This is a genomic window from Lysinibacillus sp. NPDC056232 (assembly GCF_042267565.1).
GTDB lineage: Bacteria > Bacillota > Bacilli > Bacillales_A > Planococcaceae > Lysinibacillus.
The window spans coordinates 146,906-164,169 of record NZ_JBHJTF010000003.1 but is presented as its reverse complement, the minus strand read 5'-3'; the positions used below and the strand labels follow the sequence as shown (position 1 = coordinate 164,169).

Below are 17,264 nucleotides of genomic sequence, written 5' to 3'. Positions count from 1 at the left end.
ATAAGGAACTTTGGAATGAAGTCTCAGAAAAAATATATAATGATGATGGTAGCGATTTAAGAATATTTTATGAAGAAAAAGATGTATTCTATCAAAGACTGTTTATGAATAATGCAGATGGTTTGACAGGTTTTAATGAAGTATATAAATCTTTTCAAGTGTGGTGGGATAGCTTTGCAGGGAGTTTTGCAGTAGAAAGGTCTATCAATGAAATAGGTCGAAATTTATATTTAGAATTGGCAAATTTTCTAAAGAATAGTGGAGTCGAACCTCAAAAGCACTTAAATATAATTTTAGTATATGATGACTGTTTATTAGCTAATAATGAAGTCTATTCGTACTTTGCAATTCTTCCTATAAAAGATTTCTTTGTTCAATATAAAGAATTAGTTTCTAAATTAAGAGACTGTTTTTATTAAGCTAACGGGGTGCTTTACTTCAAGATGGGATCACTGAGATCCCATCTTTTTCTTCTTCAACTAACGGTGCAGTTTAGTTCAATAAGCAGTAATGGAATCTGTAGATTTTAAATGGTAAAATTAATTAAAATTGGGAGGGATATAATTTGAAAATCAAAACTGATCGTTTGTTGATCGTTCCTTGTACTGCGGAAAGCTATAATGCTTTTTCTGATAAGTATGAAATGGGGCCACACATTGAAATGCATTTAGAGGAGTTAAAAAATGATATTAAATCTATCGGTTGGGGCGTTTGGTTTGTCATTCACTGTGACAGCAACTTGGTTATAGGAGATGTGGGTTTTAAAGGGAAACCAAACGATCAAAAGACTGTAGAAATAGGTTATGGAATTAATTCTGATTATCAAAATAATGGTTTTGCAACAGAAGCTGTAAATGGTATTAAAGATTGGGCCCTTTCTTCCAACCAGGTTAATAAAATAGTCGCGGAGTGTGCTGAAGAGAATGTAGCGTCAATAAGAGTCCTTGAAAAGATAGGAATGAGTCGAACTTATTCTAAGGATGGCTTTATATACTGGGAAAACCCACAAAGAGTAGATAGTTAAAGGGATTTTCTAAACTAGTATAGAATTTTTTGTTCCACATAAGGGCGCAATTGTTTAATAAGCCTCTCTGTTCTTCTTCAACTAACGGGGTGCTTTACTTAAAGATGGGATTCCACAGAGATCCCATCTTTTTCTTATTCAACTATCGGAGTAGTTTAGTTGAAGATAAAACCACCTATTTTATGACAATTGGAAATCAGTTATTATAATTAGGTAAATACTTTTCAGTTGGAGGATGAAGATGGTAAAGAGAAAATATGGAAACCGTTCAGAATGGAAACGTGTCTTGGATAGAAAATATGCACAAGCATTTCTTGAAACTAAAGAATTTAAAGGCCATATAACTTTATTACATATAATTAAAGTTGCTGAACCATTATTCGTTCGGTATGAGGAAAAGAATATATGCATTGTAGATGATGGTTACATTTGGCTTCAACAATTCCCCTTAGAAAAACAGCATTCAGTAACAACAATGTTTGATAGTAATGGGAATATTGTGCAATGGTATATTGATGTTTGTCTTGTAAATGGAGTAGATAATGATATTCCCTTTTTGGATGATTTATATTTAGATATTATTTTGTTACCTTCTGGAGAAATAATCTTAAAAGATGCCGATGAGCTTGAAGAAGCTTTTTTAAATGGAATTATTGATAAATCTCTTTATGATTTAGCTTGGGATGAAGTAAACACCCTTACTAAGTTAATACAAAATAGAGACTTTGAATTACTTGATTTATCCAATTATCATCTGGAATTATTAGTGAATGAATTAAAATAACTTTATTAAGCTAACGGGGTGCTTTAGTTGAACAAGGAATTATTTCAGATGAACCGGACAAACTAAACCGAAATATGATTAGGGTGATGAAAATGGATAGAAGTATTCCACTTCTAGTGTTTTTATTAGGTGTATTATTATTCGGAACAAATAATGGACAAGTTTTTGGAAATACAAACGATACTCCTCAATCCTTTGAGAAATTATTTACTGAAGGAGGATACAAAACTGTAGAAGCTGCTTTAGATGAGTTTGAAAAACATTTTAAACAAGAACTAAAACTGCCGCTTAGAGTACCGCCAATAAGCTTTACCCATCATTTTGGTAGGTTTAGTAATTTAGATGGCGAGATAAATGATGCTTTAATACTTGTATTTTTTTAATCTAATCAGAGATTTATAGAATGATTTTAATGCTGAAAGAAGACGACTAACCGTTTTAATGCTTTTGTTTGTTTTGTTAACGAATCGAAAGGTATCTTTTTCTCTAACTTTACAATGCATATCATTCATCAGGTAATCTTCCACAGCTACTCGTATGACTTCCGGATTGTCATCCCATTGAACCCTTTTACCTTGATAGTTGCTATACTCGTCCAACCAATTAAAGAAGGGAATAAGGTTGTTCAAATAGCCAATAGCCGTACTTTTGGCATTTCTCCCTATACAATCGTGATAATAGTCTGTTAAAGGTAGAAAAGGTCCGTTTTTATTAAAAACCAATAATTCATAACGGCTTACTTTTCCTTTTGGACAATATTGGTAATAATATTCATCACACATACTTAATCACCTTACTTTATGAATTTTAATCTGCTTTCAGCCCGTTATTAACAGAGATAGAAGGTTCTCAGTTGTTATTAATAAAGGGGATTTTAAACATTTTCGTGCTCGTTTGCCTGATGTCTTCGATAGGAGGTGAAATCGGACTTAAATTTTCACGTATTGCTTTTTTGATGAACCCACCAGGATTCTTCACTTTCGATGGTGTCTGTTGCATTATCAATAATATTTCCAAGGTCCGTTTTATCCCCACAACAGACAGGATTGATAACATTTCATCAGTAGGGTAAGTAAGAGTAACTGCTTGATACGCCAGTTTCACTAACTCTGTTTCATCGACTTCTGGTTTTATAGTACCTTTCTGTTCAACCTCACTAACTGGGATCACTTTATTAAGTTTCAATAAATCAGATTCAATAATTCTCCAACCCTCTTTATCACTATTTCTATAAGCGTTAGGGAATTTGCCTGACCGTATCCAACGTTTAATAGTTTCTTCGTGTTTACCTAATAAGTCAGCCACTTCTTTTACTTTATATTCTTTCAAGCTATTGCCTCCAAACCGAATTGTACGTTTTAGGAATGTATGTTCTATTTTACCGCAACATTTAATTACTGTAAATATTTCCTTACACAGGTTAGTCGTGGTAGTAAATAGGTTCGTTTAGAGGTCTAACAAACAAAAAAAGTACACCACTATATAAGTGATGTACTAATTATTTAATATAATGTGTGACATTAAAGACAACCTCTTGATATTACTGTTTTATAATACATTCACTTGTCTTTAATTTTACAGAGTAATGACTAACGCTTTATTCATTGCTGTTTATTAGGTAGATCTTATAACCTTCTTTATCGGTGAATTTACCGATAACAATCATTAACAAATGTTAACCTCATAAAACTCCCAAGATTAATGCTGAAATAAGCCGACTTTTATTATTCACTTGCTACTCCTCTATGTAATAAAACCATTTCTTCTTTCAATAACCTGCCCCGTTAGCCATCCATGAAGCGCAAAAATCAGCTCTTCACCACAGAAAATGAAAGATGATTAAGTTCTTTCATGGGAGTTGAAGAAGAAAAAGATGGGCTCTCTATGGAATCCCATCTTGAAGTAAAGCTACCCGTTACTTTAAGTACAATGTTTCACAAATTGATAACTTCCTTGGAATTTAATACAACAAAAAGGTTCTAAAACCAAAGCCTTTTTAGTTAAATTTACCTTTTAAATCCACCCTCTGAATGAATAATCTGGCCTGTAATCCAATCTGCTTCATCGCTCACTAGAAATTTAATAGTTTTTGCAACATCTCTCGGTTTTCCTATTCTACCGAAAGGAAACATCGGTTTTAATTCATTTTTTATTTCTTCTGTCATCCAACCTGTATCAGTTGGACCTGGATTTAATGCATTAACTGTTATTCCTAAAGGGGCTAGTTCAGCTGACAACGTAATAGTTAAAGCATCAACTGCTCCTTTTGTTGTTGCATATGCTAATTCGCCAGGCATTGGTCCTTGAAACTGACCTGAAGTAATATTGACTATTCTTCCACCTGATTTCTTATCAAACCTTTGAGCAAATCTACTACTTAATAGTGTCGTTGCACGCACATTTACCATGTAATGTTTATCTAATTCTTCGGCAGTTAAATTAGAAAAATCGTTGTTGGTTGAGTATGCTGCGTTATTAATCAAGATATCAGGACTACCAAGTTGTTCAGAAACTTTATTTATAAGTTGTTCAGGTGCATCATGTTGAGTTAAATCCAACTCCATAAATGATACCTTAATACCTTTTTTTATTAATTCTTCTTTTAATTTAACGGGTTCATCTAATTCAATGCTCCAAGGCATTTTTTTATCATATTCCGTCCAATAAGTAAAAAATATATGATAACCCGAATCAGCTAACTCCTTACAAATAGCAGCTCCTATCCCTTTCAGACGGCTTACACCCGTAACAATCGCAACTTTCCCTTTTAATTGGTCCATTATCATCTCTCCCATACCTAATATTACTTTACCATGATTGACCAAATTACTTATTGAACTAAACTGTCCGTTAGCACAATAAGAAAAAAGAGCTGTCTAAAACAGCTCAATGATCTTCAAGTAAAGCACCCGTTATTTTAAGTACAATACTTCACAAAGTCCTTAATTATTGGTTTGAATTTTCACCAGTTTAGCATATCAGTGAGTTATACACTTTTTTCTACATGGAAAAAGGATTTTCTAACATAAAATGTATAAATTAAAACGATTACTGACCAAATAAAATTCCCAATAAACGGCTGTTGATTATATGAGAATAATAGAATATAGCTTATTAGCCCAAATCCTAATGAATATAAAATCATCAACCAAAATCCCCATCTTTTTAAACGTAAATAACCATATATGATGATAAGGGAAACAACTGCCAATATAATCCTAAATAGCTGTTCTGGAAAGTTTGGTAAACCAAACCTATCTGCTATGCCAAATTCATTTGCATCTTGATTAAAAAATATGGCTGTGATAATCAATACAACTGCACCGAAAATGTAAAAACAACTAATTAAAGATACTCCTAAAGGTCTTTTCATTTTTCCACCCTCTTTACACTATTATATTCAAACCTTATACCTTATCTTATTCAACTCACCTGCTCCGTTAGTTCAATAAAGAAAAAAGAGCTACATTTGCAACTCTTTAAAAGTAAAGCACCCAGTTAGTTGAATAAAGAAAAAGGCTATGTTAAAAGAAAAGGTTGATTTATAACGTTAAGGAATCCGCTGTATATGCAAGTTTTTATTCAAAATATGATTCAGTGCAATTTCTTTTGAACAGCATTGAAAGCTTTGTTGTATCTAAGTTCAAACGATAGTGCATAAAAAGGTGTATATGAATGAAATACAGAAAAACACTTAATAGATTGGTATGACAACGTTTTAAGTGTTTTATTTCGTCCCAAAACTTGCATTTGGGAACGTTATTAGGTTTATTTATGTATACGTTACAAATCCTTGTTGCACTAAAGCACTCTTTAGTTAAATACCAAAGTCTACCCGAAATATTGAAGAATTAACTGATATAATGCTATGGAAAATCCTAAAATACTCGCTTTCATTTTAGATGGATGATTTCTTTTGCTACGAAACAAGTAAAAGAAGACTATTATAAATCCCAAGGGGATCCATAACTGAAAGACACCATCTTTTGTATTGAAAGTAAAAATCGGAGTAATAATATAAGCACTAATCAGAAAGTAAAAGAAAACCGTAAAACGTCTTGTTTCTAATTGCTTGCTCCACCTTACTAAAAAGAAAATAATAGTTATTGCGATAATCGTAATGTGTAAAGGGGGGAGAACAATAGCAACATCCCCAAATTTGAATTCCATTCTGCTATGCCATCCTTTTTAGTGTATTACTATAGGTAATACCTTGTGTTTTTCATATGAAGTCATATCTATCTCCGTAAATACTATTTTACCTTATTCTTACTTCATTAATCTGCCCCTTTAGTTGAATAAGAAAAGTACCCAAAGCGTCGTTTGGTAACATAAAGTGCATAACGTTGTAAATCCGCATTTTTCTGATGTATAGCGATAATAAAGTTGTTTAATTCTTATTGAACTAAAGCACCCGTTAGCCATCCATGTAGCGCTAAAACCAGTGATACACCACAGAGAATGAAAGATTATTTCGTTCTTTCATGGGAGTTTAAGAGTATTTTTTCACAATCGCTTAATATATTTTAAATTTCTTCATTCAAACAAATCTCGATGAATTCAAAAATATTCTTTGCCTTAATAGAACGATTTCCCCAATCATGCCAAAAGTATAAAACCTGTCCTACCACTCCAGCTTCAGATGGATCTGTATCAATGCAAAGATAATCACCACCACCATTAACTGCAATTGGAATCCATTTTGAATTCCAAAGAAATGGCTTAAGCTCTTTTTCAATATCTGGCTCTAAATCATCTGGATCGAATTCTTCTAGTAAAAAAAACCAATTATCTATAATTTCAGTAGTAGGTGATAGAGTCAAATTTTTCACAAATGGATTCGCCCCAAGTTCCAAAACTTGACCGTTATATACCCTGTAAAAGCTCTTCAGTTCTTCAGGCAGTATAACACCCAGTGTATCCTCAAGAAGTTGAAACTCTTGATCAATTGCACCCGACTGAAGATTTAATGATTCTTTAAAGTTACTTCCATTATTTGAACCTCTTTCAATAATACGCTGCCATAACCATTCAGCTTGATTTATCATATTTTTAATCCTCCCCCTCACATCTCAAATGTGAATTTTCTCTTATGCAAAATTAGATCTTCATTTTTTCTATAAATATATTTAACCACAAAAACCCATAAACCTTATTAAAGTATCCTGCTCTGTTAGTGAAGTAATTAAGGAGTGATAATTTCACCAGAATATTCTCTTAAATGGTCAATGGCTAACGTCACTGCACCTTTCTCCGTCTCAATCAAAGACAATCCTTTTTTTATAGGACTCCAATACTCATATCCGCAGTCTTCCTGCCACATATATACCTCTGTGGTAAAAAGACCATCCTTACGCTTAATAATTTGAACTTTATATTGATTACTCGGAGACAACATTTCTTTTAGCACTTGTCCCATTAGTTCACCCTCTTTACTGGTAATAATGTGTATAGTATAGCATCTCTTGTTCAACTAAACTGCCCCGTTAGCCATCCATGACGCCAAAAATCAACACTTCACCACAGAAAATGAAAGATGATTAAGTTCTTTCATGGGAGTTGAATAGCAACAATCTTTTCGAAAACAGCCTTTAACAAAGAAAAAGGTCTAGTGTTGCCATCGCAAGGGGAACAACAATCAACAATAGACGCCAGACACAAGTTGTTTTCGTGAAAATGGCACCCATTACAGGCACTGTTGTTATATATTAATCTTTGAAATTCAAATAAAAACTAGTTTTTTATAGATCCCATTCATTATTTAAGTCATTGTTGTTACCGAACTGAGCTTGAATAACGTTGTCAACAGCCTTGGCGTCTTCTTGAATAAAGGTCTTCATTCCATTAAGGAATTCTTTGGGATCGTTAAATACGTTTTGCAAAGCATTTGAAACTCTTTCAGTCCTAGAGTTTCCAGTATTCATTATGTTGTCCAAAGTGGCACCAGAAGAGCTGTACATTTGATAAATAAGGTGTTGCATTTTAGTTGAACGTTCTCGTTCTTGCCCCAACTTTTCTTGTAAACGTCTATTTTCATCTTGCATTTCATTGATCTTGGCATTTGCATTATTTAAGTCGTTAATCGTTCTGTGCAGCTGTTTCTCCATAGGAAGGAGGTATGTAGCTAATTCTTTTTTATCTGAAGCGTATTTATTTAATAAATCTTGCACGTCAACGAAGTCGTAATTATCTCCTTTTGTCAAAGAGAAATTCTTCGTTTTCACAGGCATCCATATTAAATAAGAAATTAAAAGCACGTATTTATCCCATATAATAAACGACCTGAAAGCAGCTATGCTTTTAGGTCGTTTCATTATGTTGAAAACGAAATGGACGAGAAAAATCCTGGTAAATGTTGTAACACTATATCTAATAATAACAAAAAATAATGTGTACATAATCATGCGGCAATCAAAAAACGACCACTTCTTAATGGTCGTTTGTAAATTCAAGCTCTTTAGGTGGCTCGCCTTTTTTATTCATCAAGCGCATACGGATTGGCTCGATTTTTAGTGTAATCATTTCATCATGGTTACCAACGAAAATGCTTGTAAAAAATTCGGCTAACTTATTTTTTATTCCTTCCTCTAGAATTTCTGTTAGCTTTCCTTCTATTTCAACGTACGTGTCACCAAAGCCTCCATTTTCGTATCCATATAATATATGTGTATATGGGTTTTTGCGAAGCTCCTCCATCTTTTCAGAATGTTGATTTGTTACTGTGTATAATACAAAATCTTCATGTTGGAATGTCATATAGCGTGAGTACGGTTTGCCATTCTCGACAGTTGCCATCGTTCCTATTTTTTCACGATTTAAAACTTCTAGTATTTCATCTCGCACAGAGGTCATATCATCTCATCCTTTCTTATCCTTACTATTTTGTCCTTATTTAGCTTACCTAATCATTTTTTCGAAAAATGCGAATTGACTATCTTCTGTTCATTTTAAAATCTATTGCTATAATAACTTGTTGAACAACATGAATTTTTAGAATGAGGGTTATAATGATGAAGCAAGCATTTTTCACACGGTGTCTGTTCTTCTTAACGGGTATTTTGCTTTTATCCTTAGGTATAACATTGACAATTAAAGGTCAGATTTTTGGTGTTGGTTCGTGGGATGTGTTACATATTGGACTAGTTAAAACATTGGGATTAACTATTGGTACTTGGTCCATTCTCATCGGACTAGCCATAATTGCATTTGATATAGTAATAACAAAGAAGTTTCCAATGGCGGGTACGTTTATAGATATGTTTTTAGCAGGAATTTTCATTGATATTTTTAACTATTTGCTTCCTGATATAGATGGTTTTTGGATGCAGCTACTTTCATATGTATGCGGCTTACTATTACTTGGCTGGGGTTGCGGTATGTATATGGTGGCCAATTTAGGGATTGGTCCTCGTGATTCATTAATGCTTCTAATGGTCCATAAGCTTGGCTGGAGTGTCACACGCTCTCGAACAACTATGGAAGTAACTGTCGCTTTAATTGGCTTTTTACTAGGTGGTCCTATCGGCGTTGGTACTGTGCTAATGGCTTTCGGACTCGGACCGATTGTACAATTCGCTTTAACGTTTAATGAAAAATTATTTCTGAGATGGACTGGCGTGAAAAGCGCTGTGGTATAGGCTTACAAGACAATGCAAAAGTGCATTGTCTTTTTTTATTCGGTTGCAATATACAGTTCAACTATATATAATCAAACTATATAGTTGAACTGTATACGAGGTGAACTTGTGAAAAAACATAAATTACTACCTTTATCCGAAACCATGCATTATATTCTACTCGCCTTACGTGAACCGTTACATGGCTATGCAATGATGCAAAAAATCGAGGAAATGAGCGCTGGTAGTGTAAGGATTGCGGCTGGGACTATGTATGGAGCAATTGAAAATTTGTTGAAATATCATTGGATTTCGCCTATAGAGACCCAAGATACGAGGCGCAAGGTTTATCAAACAACAGCTGAGGGACTAGCCATATTAGCGGCCGAGCAAGAAAGATTGCAGCGAATTTTATCTTTATATGAGGGAGCAGATGGGCATGATAAAGTTTAAAATCTTTTTTGATATCGAAAAGGAAGAGCAATGGTTAAATCAAATGTTGTCCAAAGGATGGGTTTGTACAAACATAAATTCTGCCGGTTTTTATACATTTAAAAATACGGTTGATCTTGAACAAGTTATCCGTATTGATTTTCAGCAGGATCTTCGGAGAGAAGAGCGATCTAACTATAAACAGTTATATGAGGATTTTGGATGGCAAGCATTAAAAGAAAAATCGTATGATGGTACCTATTATTGGTTTAAAAGAAAAGATGGCAATGATGAATTATTTTCTGATAATGATTCGCAAATTGCTAAATATAAACGATTGATGAAGCATGCCAGCAATTGGGCAATATTCTCTTTTATATGGTTAATGTTTTGTTACTCCAATGATAACTTTTACTTTTTCAATATAAAAGATGCTTATTATACGCCAGGTTTATGGGATGCAGAAGGTTTCTCTTTCCTTTTTTCTTTTTTATTTGAGACCCCCTTTGCCATCATGCGTTTTATCCCACCTTGGCTATTTTTAGCAACTTGCAGTATGTACGTAGTGATGTATTTCCGTTATCGCAAATTTATACAGCAGTTTACACAATAAACAGCAAGGAACCACCTATGGAGTTAGCCCCTTCATTTGAACGCCAAATCGTTTGGCAATAGAAAGATAGCTTTCGATACCTGTTAAATATGACTGAACAACATCTAATTTTAAACATTTGTATACGAATTATTTTTTCTAGTCATCGGAAAATCCCTTTTAAGTAGATGTTAACTATAGATTACTGTAGCTCTTTTAACATTTTCTACTTAAAGGGGATACTATCAAAACGACTCCTATTATATCTATCTTCTTAGGTTCTTATCTCATGCGGGAGCAATCGAATCGTTTTAGTACGACTAATCGGTACTGCTGAATCGTGCTCGACGACGACTACAGTTGAAAATTTATTATAATATTGGTCATCGTGAGCCTTCGGAGATAAAATAATAAGCTTTCGTTGTAATTCGTTTACATATAAATCAAACACTTTTTCTTTCCGTTCTTCATCTAATGCACTATCAAATTCATCTAGGACGATGAAGCTTGGTGAAGTATTTAAATTTTGTAGCAGGGCAAGTGCAAATAATAGTGAACTTAATGACTCTTCACCGCCTGACACACCTTTTCCTAGCTTACCATGTCTGGCCTTTGTGCCAACATCTTCTAAACGACCACTATGACCTATTTTCCGTGCCTTAATATATAATTTAAAAATCGTACGACCTTTTTTATCTTCAAAACGTTCATATTCGATTTTTCCTTCAAATTGGAATTCATCCATATATTTCGCAAATAAATTGTTAATTTTAAGAACATTCATATTGATGGTTGTTTCAAGACGATTCTCATTTTCTAATGCTCGATTTCTGTGAATTTCTAAGTATTCCTGTGTCTGATCTACTGTCTCTTTTTTTATGTCAAAGTCATCTTTTACTGCAACATAATTACGCTCTGCCTCCGGATTCACCTTTTCTGCTCGTGCATTCTCAAAGTTGATACGGGCTGTGGTATTATCACTCTTTAACTTTGGAATAGTGCAATTTAATGATAGAGGTACTTCTTGCACTGCAGCAAAAATATCTGGAATAATTGTTGCTAGCTCTTCCAAACAAAGCTGTTCTTGCAAAATGGAAGCCTCTGCCACTTCGAATTCTTCCTGATATTTGACAAGCATCTTCTTCGTACCTTGCACGTCATTTTCCGCATCCGTTAAATCACGCTCAAGCGATCGAATATCACTTTCCTTCTGTCTACAAACATCATGAAGTTTATAGCTCTCATCCTTTAATTGATTCAGTTTGCTATTCGACTCATCAATAGTATCATTCATGTCTTTTAACTTTGATTTCGTTTCTGCAAGCTGTTCTTGAACTTTCTTTAAAGCTCCAAGCTGCTCATAAATATCTAGCTCGGTTTTTAGCTTTTCTAATTCAAATTGGATGGCTATTTTTTTCCCTTGCTCGTTTTGTATTGCTGTTGTCGTCTGGATTTCTTGTTTCTGAAGCGCTGTAAACTGCTCGTCTAGTTTTGTTTTGTACTGTAGCTTATGATGCTTAAATTCAGCATCTACAACACTTGCTTCTGCCTTCTGTACATCCTTTATAATACTATTTAGTTTTTGCAAATTAATTTGGTTTTCTTTAAATTGTGTTGTCGCTGTTGATAACTGTGTTTCAAGCTGAACTCTTAATTGGCGCATTGTGAGTAACTGCTCTTTCAGCATTTTATCATTTAAAATAACTGTATTTTTTTCTTGCGCACCTCGATAGCCGTGCTCGTCCACTAATAATTCACCTTGGATTTTTGGCGCTTGAATCTCGAAAAATTGCTGTGCCCACCACAATGCTTTTACGGCAAAATTTTGTTCTTTTTCCGATAATCCTTGTCGAATAACTAATTTTTGCGCTGGTAAACTAGTTGTTAAACGCTCTGGTACGATTGAACGTAACGACACATGATACAAATCATTAAACGCTACTTTCTCTTTTGCATCATAAAAAATGGTGTATTTAATTGAATTCAAACGATTTTCATGCTCTATTGTGGTACCTTCAGCTAACGTAACTAAATCTCGGAATGTATAAGCCGAGATATCTCGATGCTTGAATTGTTGTAAGCCCGCTATTTGACGAGCTGAATATATTTGATTGTTTTCACGTTGTGTAATTTCAATTATTGTATCTTCAAGTGCCTGTTCTAAGGAAACTTTTTTCTTATAATAATCTTGAATTTGCTCTTCAAGATGTGTAATTTTTTGTTGTACTTGATGGGAACTCGTATGCTCTGCTAGAAGTGCGATTGCTTCCTGTTCCTCTTTTTCAATTTGCTCTAGCTCCCATTTAAGGGTAAATCTATTTCCATTAAGCTCATCCTTATGCATAGTCAAATTTGTTAATTGCTGCTGTAATTGTATATACTGCTGTTCAATTATAACTAGTTCTTGCTGTGCATCATTGAATTTTGCTTTTGTAACATCCTCTGTAAATCGAAGCTGTTTACGCTGTTCCTCTGTATGAACAAGTTGATCCTTTAATTCCTGCTCTGCCACAATCAAGGTCTCTCGTTTCTTGGATAACTGTTCAAGTAATGTTGATTTTGATCGCTTTTCCTCATCCATTTGCAGTTGTTTTTTTTGCAGCTCTTGTAATAAGAGTTTTGCTTTTTCGATTTGTTTCTTTATTTGTACAATTTTTTCCTCTGTATCTTGACGAATGTCCGTTTGCTTTATTTGTTTTTCTTCAAGTTCTAGCTTTTGATTGTTGTATAATTGCACAAGTGACATGGTATAAAGGATATGCGCTTTTCCTGCTTCATATAGACGGGCCTTGTTATTTTTCAAACGATCAAATTCTTCTTTTGCTATTTTCAAATTAAATTCAGCCTGCTTAACAACTGTCTTTGCAGCTATCAGTTCTTGTTCCAGCTCTTTAACACCTTCAATTGCCGTTTCCCATGACTGCTGGATTTCAGTAATATTATGCATTTCGCTAAATCGACGAAAACGCTCTTCTGGCGCCATTACAGCAAACTGATTCACTTCTTGCTGATACCATATTAAATAAAATAAATCTGAATCAATTTTATATTTAAACTGTAAATCTTCTTTATATGTTGTAAAATTACGTTGGTTTGTATCACCTGAACGATAAATATCACTAACAGTCAATGCGTCCTCTGTTTCTCCTGTTAGGACATGATATTCACGCTGCAATGCGCCCCTATTTGCATCCTGCTCAATCACCAATCGAAATGAAACGACAGGTGCTGCGTCAATTCTAGAAGGTCCTTCATTTTTAAAGGTTAGTTCTACAATCGCTCTCCATTTTTGATGGCTTGGTAAATTATTTGAACGCAAGCCCTCTAAATCAATTTTTGAAGAATATAGCACCGCTCCCATACAAAATGAAATAGTTGATTTTCCTGTTCCATTTGGACCGGTGATTAGAATATGATCATTAGCTTCACCAAACAAGATGCGCGTTGGTTTATAGTCACGTATTCCACTAAACTGCAGACGATAGGGAATCATAGTGCATCCTCCCGAATATACAGATTATAGCGTTTGAAAAATTTCAATACTTCTTCTTTATTCAACTGAGTGGATTGAGCAAATTCGGCTGTTCTTCGTAAAAACGAATCGGAAAACATATGAACACCAATCGCTGTTAACGAGTAAGCTTTTTCATTTTTTGAAATATCATTTTCTTCAACTGCACCGATTTTTTTCAGTTGGTCGATATTTTTCAGTAATTTAGCACTCGCATTTAACAGCTCATGTCCAAAATCTGTTAATATTTGCTGTACTAATGTATATTCATGATTTAGCACTTCCTGCTGATAGAACATATACAGTAAAATGGCAAGTGCCTCTTTGCTTAATGTCGACTTTGCATCCTTTGCAGAAACTCGCATCATAACGATTACACGCGTTCTTTTTTCATCATATATTACACGAAAGTAGCGATGCACTGCTGCATTTACACGTTCAATAAAAGAATAAAAAGCCTTGTCATCATTTTTTATGTTTAATAGCTTTTCTAAATCCTTGCGTCTTAAACCGTAATTACTGCCTAGTACACTTGCAGAGGATGAAAATAATAGCTGCATGAATGCTAGCTCTTCCTCCGCCGATAAGTAGGCACGTAAGTTACTCATTGTCGCGAGTTGTGCGTTTATGTCGTTGTAATGTAAATCGTCTGTCGTCATCTTCTACCCACTCCCATCGTTTATCGAATTGTTTTGTGTCCAATACTTCCTTCATATTCATCTTTTGCTTACTCGTTAAAGCAGATACAGCTAAAAGGGAACGAATGGCATCTCCCCATTCAGCAGAGCTTGATTCTATCATCACTTCCTCTAGTTCACTTTCACCATGTACATCTAAGTAGTGTTCGATGACATCCGTATTAATAATCGCCTTCGTCATTTGCCAAGCTGCATCATCAAACAATTGTTGAACGGATTCACCTTCAACAACTGTTTCTTCAAAGTCGATTTCCTCCTTAGTCTCAATTGGATCATTTACTTTTGGCTCATAGGTTTCTAAATAGTGAATAGCTTCATCAATATCATGTCCACCTATTGGAGCTGCAAATTTAATTGGCATCCAAATACCGTCAAGTTCCTCATCCTCATACTGTGCCTGCTCCATAAAACTAAATAAATCGAACGCGTTTGGGATATTCGAATCGATTGGTGGGTTGTACATATTTACTATAAATGTACGTATCTTTTCTGGAGAAATCGAATCTGAGAGAGGCGTATCCTGCATCGTTACAAAGCGAATATATTTCGTAAGCATCCCTAGACTAAGAGCTGTTCCCTTTGATAAAATGGCTGTTCCACGTTGTACTAATTCACTCATCACTAAGCTCTCTTCTACTGTTTGGAACTGACTAAGTCGCTCTTGCATTTTTAGTTCAAGTTCCTGCATTAGCTGATGGATAATTTCAAGCTGTGGTAAGGCATTTCGATCAGCAAAAAATTCTAATTGACGAAGTTCCAGTTTTTGAATTGCATCTTCAACATTGTGAATCATAGAAGCAATTTTATTGCCTCCTGAGATTCCATTATCATCATAGGCTGCACTAAGCTCCGCATCTCGTCGTGCTTGGAAGAGCGAACGTCCAATATCATCCTGTAAATAATAGGCTAATGAATCATTCGCAAGTCGAATAAGTGCATCCATCATCCGTTTACCACGGTCTAATAATTTTATTTGACGCGTTTGCTTCGTGAGCCAGCTATTACGTGCCAAAATGTAAATTAAGTGATCAAGTTGCTTAATGGTTGGTGGTTCATCGTCGATATATGTATTGCGATAGCGATAATACAGCACTTCTGTATCCTCAATCACGTCTGCTAGGCCTAAAGATTCTTCATATAAAAGCTGAATCGTATTCAGAAAGCGCAAAATTTCAAGCGGTGACTCATAAATTTGCTGGCTCCCAAGCTCATTTAATACTCCAGCCAATGAGGCAATATCACGCATTGATGTTTTAAGCTCAGCTGTGTTCGATTCAACATTAAAAATAGAGATTGGTGCACGCTTTACTGTATCCATTTCATCCATTGCTCTACATCTCCTAATTGCTGCTCTTGTTCGTGTTCAGCTACTTCAAGTTCACCCAGTAGCCACTTTTTATAGACTTCGATATCAGAAAAAGTCCGATTATCCCTAGCAATGATTTTATACGGTGTATTCATCATTTGTACTGCATGCATAGCTATAGTTAAGCCTGCAACATCAAAATCTGTCCAAACAATCACAGTTTGTGTGGCGACTAGCTGACGAATCAACATTTTATGCGCAGACCTTATTTGACCATCTAAACATAAAATAAAGGAATTAGTACGCTGTAAAAAACTCGTTTCCTTTGCCATTCGTGTAAGAATTGCTCTATTTTCAACAAGCCAAATAAAACTCGCATCAGTTTTATAAGTATCCTTTAGAATGGCATCATCGGTTAATGCATGAATAACACCTTGTTGATAATGGCTAAATGTCCCCGTTAACTCACCCGCAAAAAAGACTGGAGTAATTTTCCCTAAACTAATTAATCCGCAATCGCCTGTTTGTATAGAGAAAACACGCTCTAGCTCTTCGATAAATTCTTTTTGCTCACGGTCGAAAACTTTAGAGCCACCAATTTTATCAAAAAGCGTTGCACCTATTTCTTTAAAATCAAACAGTAATCCTTCATTTGCCAATTGGAAAAAGCCGATTGAAAAATGTAAAAAACGTAATCGTTTTTCAATCGACCAATGGGATAATAATTTTGTCGTATGTGCCAATTTTTCGATTGGCATTGCTACAAATTCATTTAATTGATGCACAGCTTGTTGGAGTTCTTTTATTGGTTGTATGTCAGCACTTTTTTGCAGCTGCAATGCATAATTTTCTAACCTTTGCGTCTGCAGCTCGTTCTGAGCATCAAAATAGTACTTTAAACTTTGACCAATTCGGTAATGGATTGCTTTTGCGGTACGTCCATCTTGTGCGAAAACAATTTCTTCTATAATCCACCCTTCCTTAATCCAGCTTTGAATTGTAGAAAAATCTTCTGTTAGCTTTCGCTTTGCATTTTTTGTAAATTTATAATTTATAAGCTCTTGTGATGGCTTTGTTGTTGTTAGTTGCCCTACCTTTAAAAACGATACATTGCGATACGTTCGTGCAGTTTGTTTTGCTACCGTATACTGCTTAATTGTATCTGAAAAATATTTTGGAGGTACTTCAAGGTGTTCCCCATTTTTGACAAAATACGAAGTCAAAAATTGTTCTATCATACTATCACACCCTTTCTCCTCCATTATACAAAACTAGAGTATTGAATGCAGTAAACCTATTTA

The 17,264-nt window shown here is 34.6% G+C and carries 19 protein-coding genes; 7 read left to right on the top strand and 12 right to left on the bottom strand.

Features of this window, described 5'->3' with window-relative positions; genetic code table 11:
- From ACFCYJ_RS04080 to ACFCYJ_RS04065, 4 genes are all read left to right on the top strand, one after another.
- Positions 1–419, top strand: a 419-nt coding sequence (locus tag ACFCYJ_RS04080; RefSeq protein ID WP_376071012.1) for a hypothetical protein, incomplete at its 5' end; no start/stop codon positions are given.
- Positions 420–565: 146 nt separating this feature from the next.
- A complete protein-coding gene (locus ACFCYJ_RS04075; RefSeq protein ID WP_376071009.1) occupies positions 566–1,024 on the top strand; it encodes a GNAT family N-acetyltransferase in 459 nt (152 codons plus the stop codon).
- A gap of 241 nt (positions 1,025–1,265) precedes the next feature.
- Positions 1,266–1,808: a ribonuclease FAU-1 family protein gene (locus ACFCYJ_RS04070; protein ID WP_376071006.1), complete on the top strand. Its 543-nt coding sequence runs from the start codon at positions 1,266–1,268 to the stop codon at positions 1,806–1,808.
- 92 nt (positions 1,809–1,900) lie between these two features.
- Positions 1,901–2,191, top strand: a complete 291-nt coding sequence (locus ACFCYJ_RS04065; protein WP_376071003.1) for a hypothetical protein — start codon at positions 1,901–1,903, stop codon at positions 2,189–2,191.
- On the opposite strand, the gene ACFCYJ_RS04060 is transcribed toward ACFCYJ_RS04065, so the two are convergent.
- The 8 genes from ACFCYJ_RS04060 to ACFCYJ_RS04025 all read right to left on the bottom strand — a co-directional run bounded on the left by ACFCYJ_RS04060 (position 2,171) and on the right by ACFCYJ_RS04025 (position 8,660).
- Positions 2,171–2,590, bottom strand: coding sequence for a hypothetical protein (locus ACFCYJ_RS04060; protein WP_376071001.1), 420 nt, complete (start codon positions 2,588–2,590; stop codon positions 2,171–2,173). The genes ACFCYJ_RS04065 and ACFCYJ_RS04060 overlap by 21 nt on opposite strands.
- 67 nt (positions 2,591–2,657) lie before the next feature.
- Positions 2,658–3,137, bottom strand: a complete 480-nt coding sequence (locus tag ACFCYJ_RS04055) for a helix-turn-helix domain-containing protein (RefSeq protein WP_376070998.1) — start codon at positions 3,135–3,137, stop codon at positions 2,658–2,660.
- Positions 3,138–3,814: 677 nt separating this feature from the next.
- Positions 3,815–4,588 carry an SDR family oxidoreductase gene (locus ACFCYJ_RS04050; protein WP_289417341.1) on the bottom strand — a complete coding sequence of 258 codons (774 nt, stop codon included), beginning with the start codon at positions 4,586–4,588 and terminating at the stop codon, positions 3,815–3,817.
- 206 nt (positions 4,589–4,794) lie between these two features.
- Complete coding sequence (locus ACFCYJ_RS04045) at positions 4,795–5,181, bottom strand: hypothetical protein (RefSeq protein WP_376070995.1); 387 nt, start codon at positions 5,179–5,181, stop codon at positions 4,795–4,797.
- A 1,153-nt stretch (positions 5,182–6,334) separates the two neighbouring features.
- Positions 6,335–6,856 carry an SMI1/KNR4 family protein gene (locus ACFCYJ_RS04040; RefSeq protein WP_376070993.1) on the bottom strand — a complete coding sequence of 174 codons (522 nt, stop codon included), beginning with the start codon at positions 6,854–6,856 and terminating at the stop codon, positions 6,335–6,337.
- A 137-nt stretch (positions 6,857–6,993) separates the two neighbouring features.
- The gene (locus ACFCYJ_RS04035; RefSeq protein WP_376070991.1) at positions 6,994–7,227 is read right to left on the bottom strand and encodes a hypothetical protein; all 234 of its coding nucleotides are present in this window, start codon (positions 7,225–7,227) and stop codon (positions 6,994–6,996) included.
- 322 nt (positions 7,228–7,549) lie between these two features.
- Positions 7,550–8,011, bottom strand: coding sequence for a coiled-coil domain-containing protein (locus ACFCYJ_RS04030; protein WP_376070988.1), 462 nt, complete (start codon positions 8,009–8,011; stop codon positions 7,550–7,552).
- Positions 8,012–8,237: 226 nt separating this feature from the next.
- Entirely contained in the window at positions 8,238–8,660 is a 423-nt protein-coding gene (locus ACFCYJ_RS04025; RefSeq protein ID WP_376070986.1) for a pyridoxamine 5'-phosphate oxidase family protein, read from the bottom strand.
- A 158-nt stretch (positions 8,661–8,818) separates the two neighbouring features.
- On the opposite strand from ACFCYJ_RS04025, the gene ACFCYJ_RS04020 reads away from it, so the two are divergent.
- The 3 genes from ACFCYJ_RS04020 to ACFCYJ_RS04010 all read left to right on the top strand — a co-directional run bounded on the left by ACFCYJ_RS04020 (position 8,819) and on the right by ACFCYJ_RS04010 (position 10,469).
- A complete protein-coding gene (locus ACFCYJ_RS04020; protein ID WP_376071226.1) occupies positions 8,819–9,445 on the top strand; it encodes a YczE/YyaS/YitT family protein in 627 nt (208 codons plus the stop codon).
- Positions 9,446–9,589: 144 nt separating this feature from the next.
- A complete protein-coding gene (locus ACFCYJ_RS04015; protein WP_376071224.1) occupies positions 9,590–9,877 on the top strand; it encodes a PadR family transcriptional regulator in 288 nt (95 codons plus the stop codon).
- Positions 9,864–10,469: a DUF2812 domain-containing protein gene (locus ACFCYJ_RS04010; RefSeq protein ID WP_376070983.1), complete on the top strand. Its 606-nt coding sequence runs from the start codon at positions 9,864–9,866 to the stop codon at positions 10,467–10,469. Before ACFCYJ_RS04015 ends, ACFCYJ_RS04010 begins: the two co-directional genes overlap by 14 nt.
- A 253-nt stretch (positions 10,470–10,722) precedes the next feature.
- On the opposite strand, the gene ACFCYJ_RS04005 is transcribed toward ACFCYJ_RS04010, so the two are convergent.
- Genes ACFCYJ_RS04005 through ACFCYJ_RS03990 form a run of 4 tightly spaced genes read right to left on the bottom strand, consistent with a single transcriptional unit; the run spans position 10,723 to position 17,201 of the window.
- Complete coding sequence (locus ACFCYJ_RS04005) at positions 10,723–13,941, bottom strand: AAA family ATPase (RefSeq protein WP_376070981.1); 3,219 nt, start codon at positions 13,939–13,941, stop codon at positions 10,723–10,725.
- Complete coding sequence (locus ACFCYJ_RS04000; RefSeq protein WP_376070979.1) at positions 13,938–14,618, bottom strand: hypothetical protein; 681 nt, start codon at positions 14,616–14,618, stop codon at positions 13,938–13,940. Before ACFCYJ_RS04000 ends, ACFCYJ_RS04005 begins: the two co-directional genes overlap by 4 nt.
- Positions 14,560–15,984 carry a hypothetical protein gene (locus ACFCYJ_RS03995; protein WP_376070976.1) on the bottom strand — a complete coding sequence of 475 codons (1,425 nt, stop codon included), beginning with the start codon at positions 15,982–15,984 and terminating at the stop codon, positions 14,560–14,562. The genes ACFCYJ_RS04000 and ACFCYJ_RS03995 overlap by 59 nt, the downstream gene beginning before the upstream one ends.
- Positions 15,963–17,201, bottom strand: a complete 1,239-nt coding sequence (locus tag ACFCYJ_RS03990; protein WP_376070973.1) for a DUF2399 domain-containing protein — start codon at positions 17,199–17,201, stop codon at positions 15,963–15,965. Before ACFCYJ_RS03990 ends, ACFCYJ_RS03995 begins: the two co-directional genes overlap by 22 nt.
- Positions 17,202–17,264 lie beyond the last annotated feature (63 nt).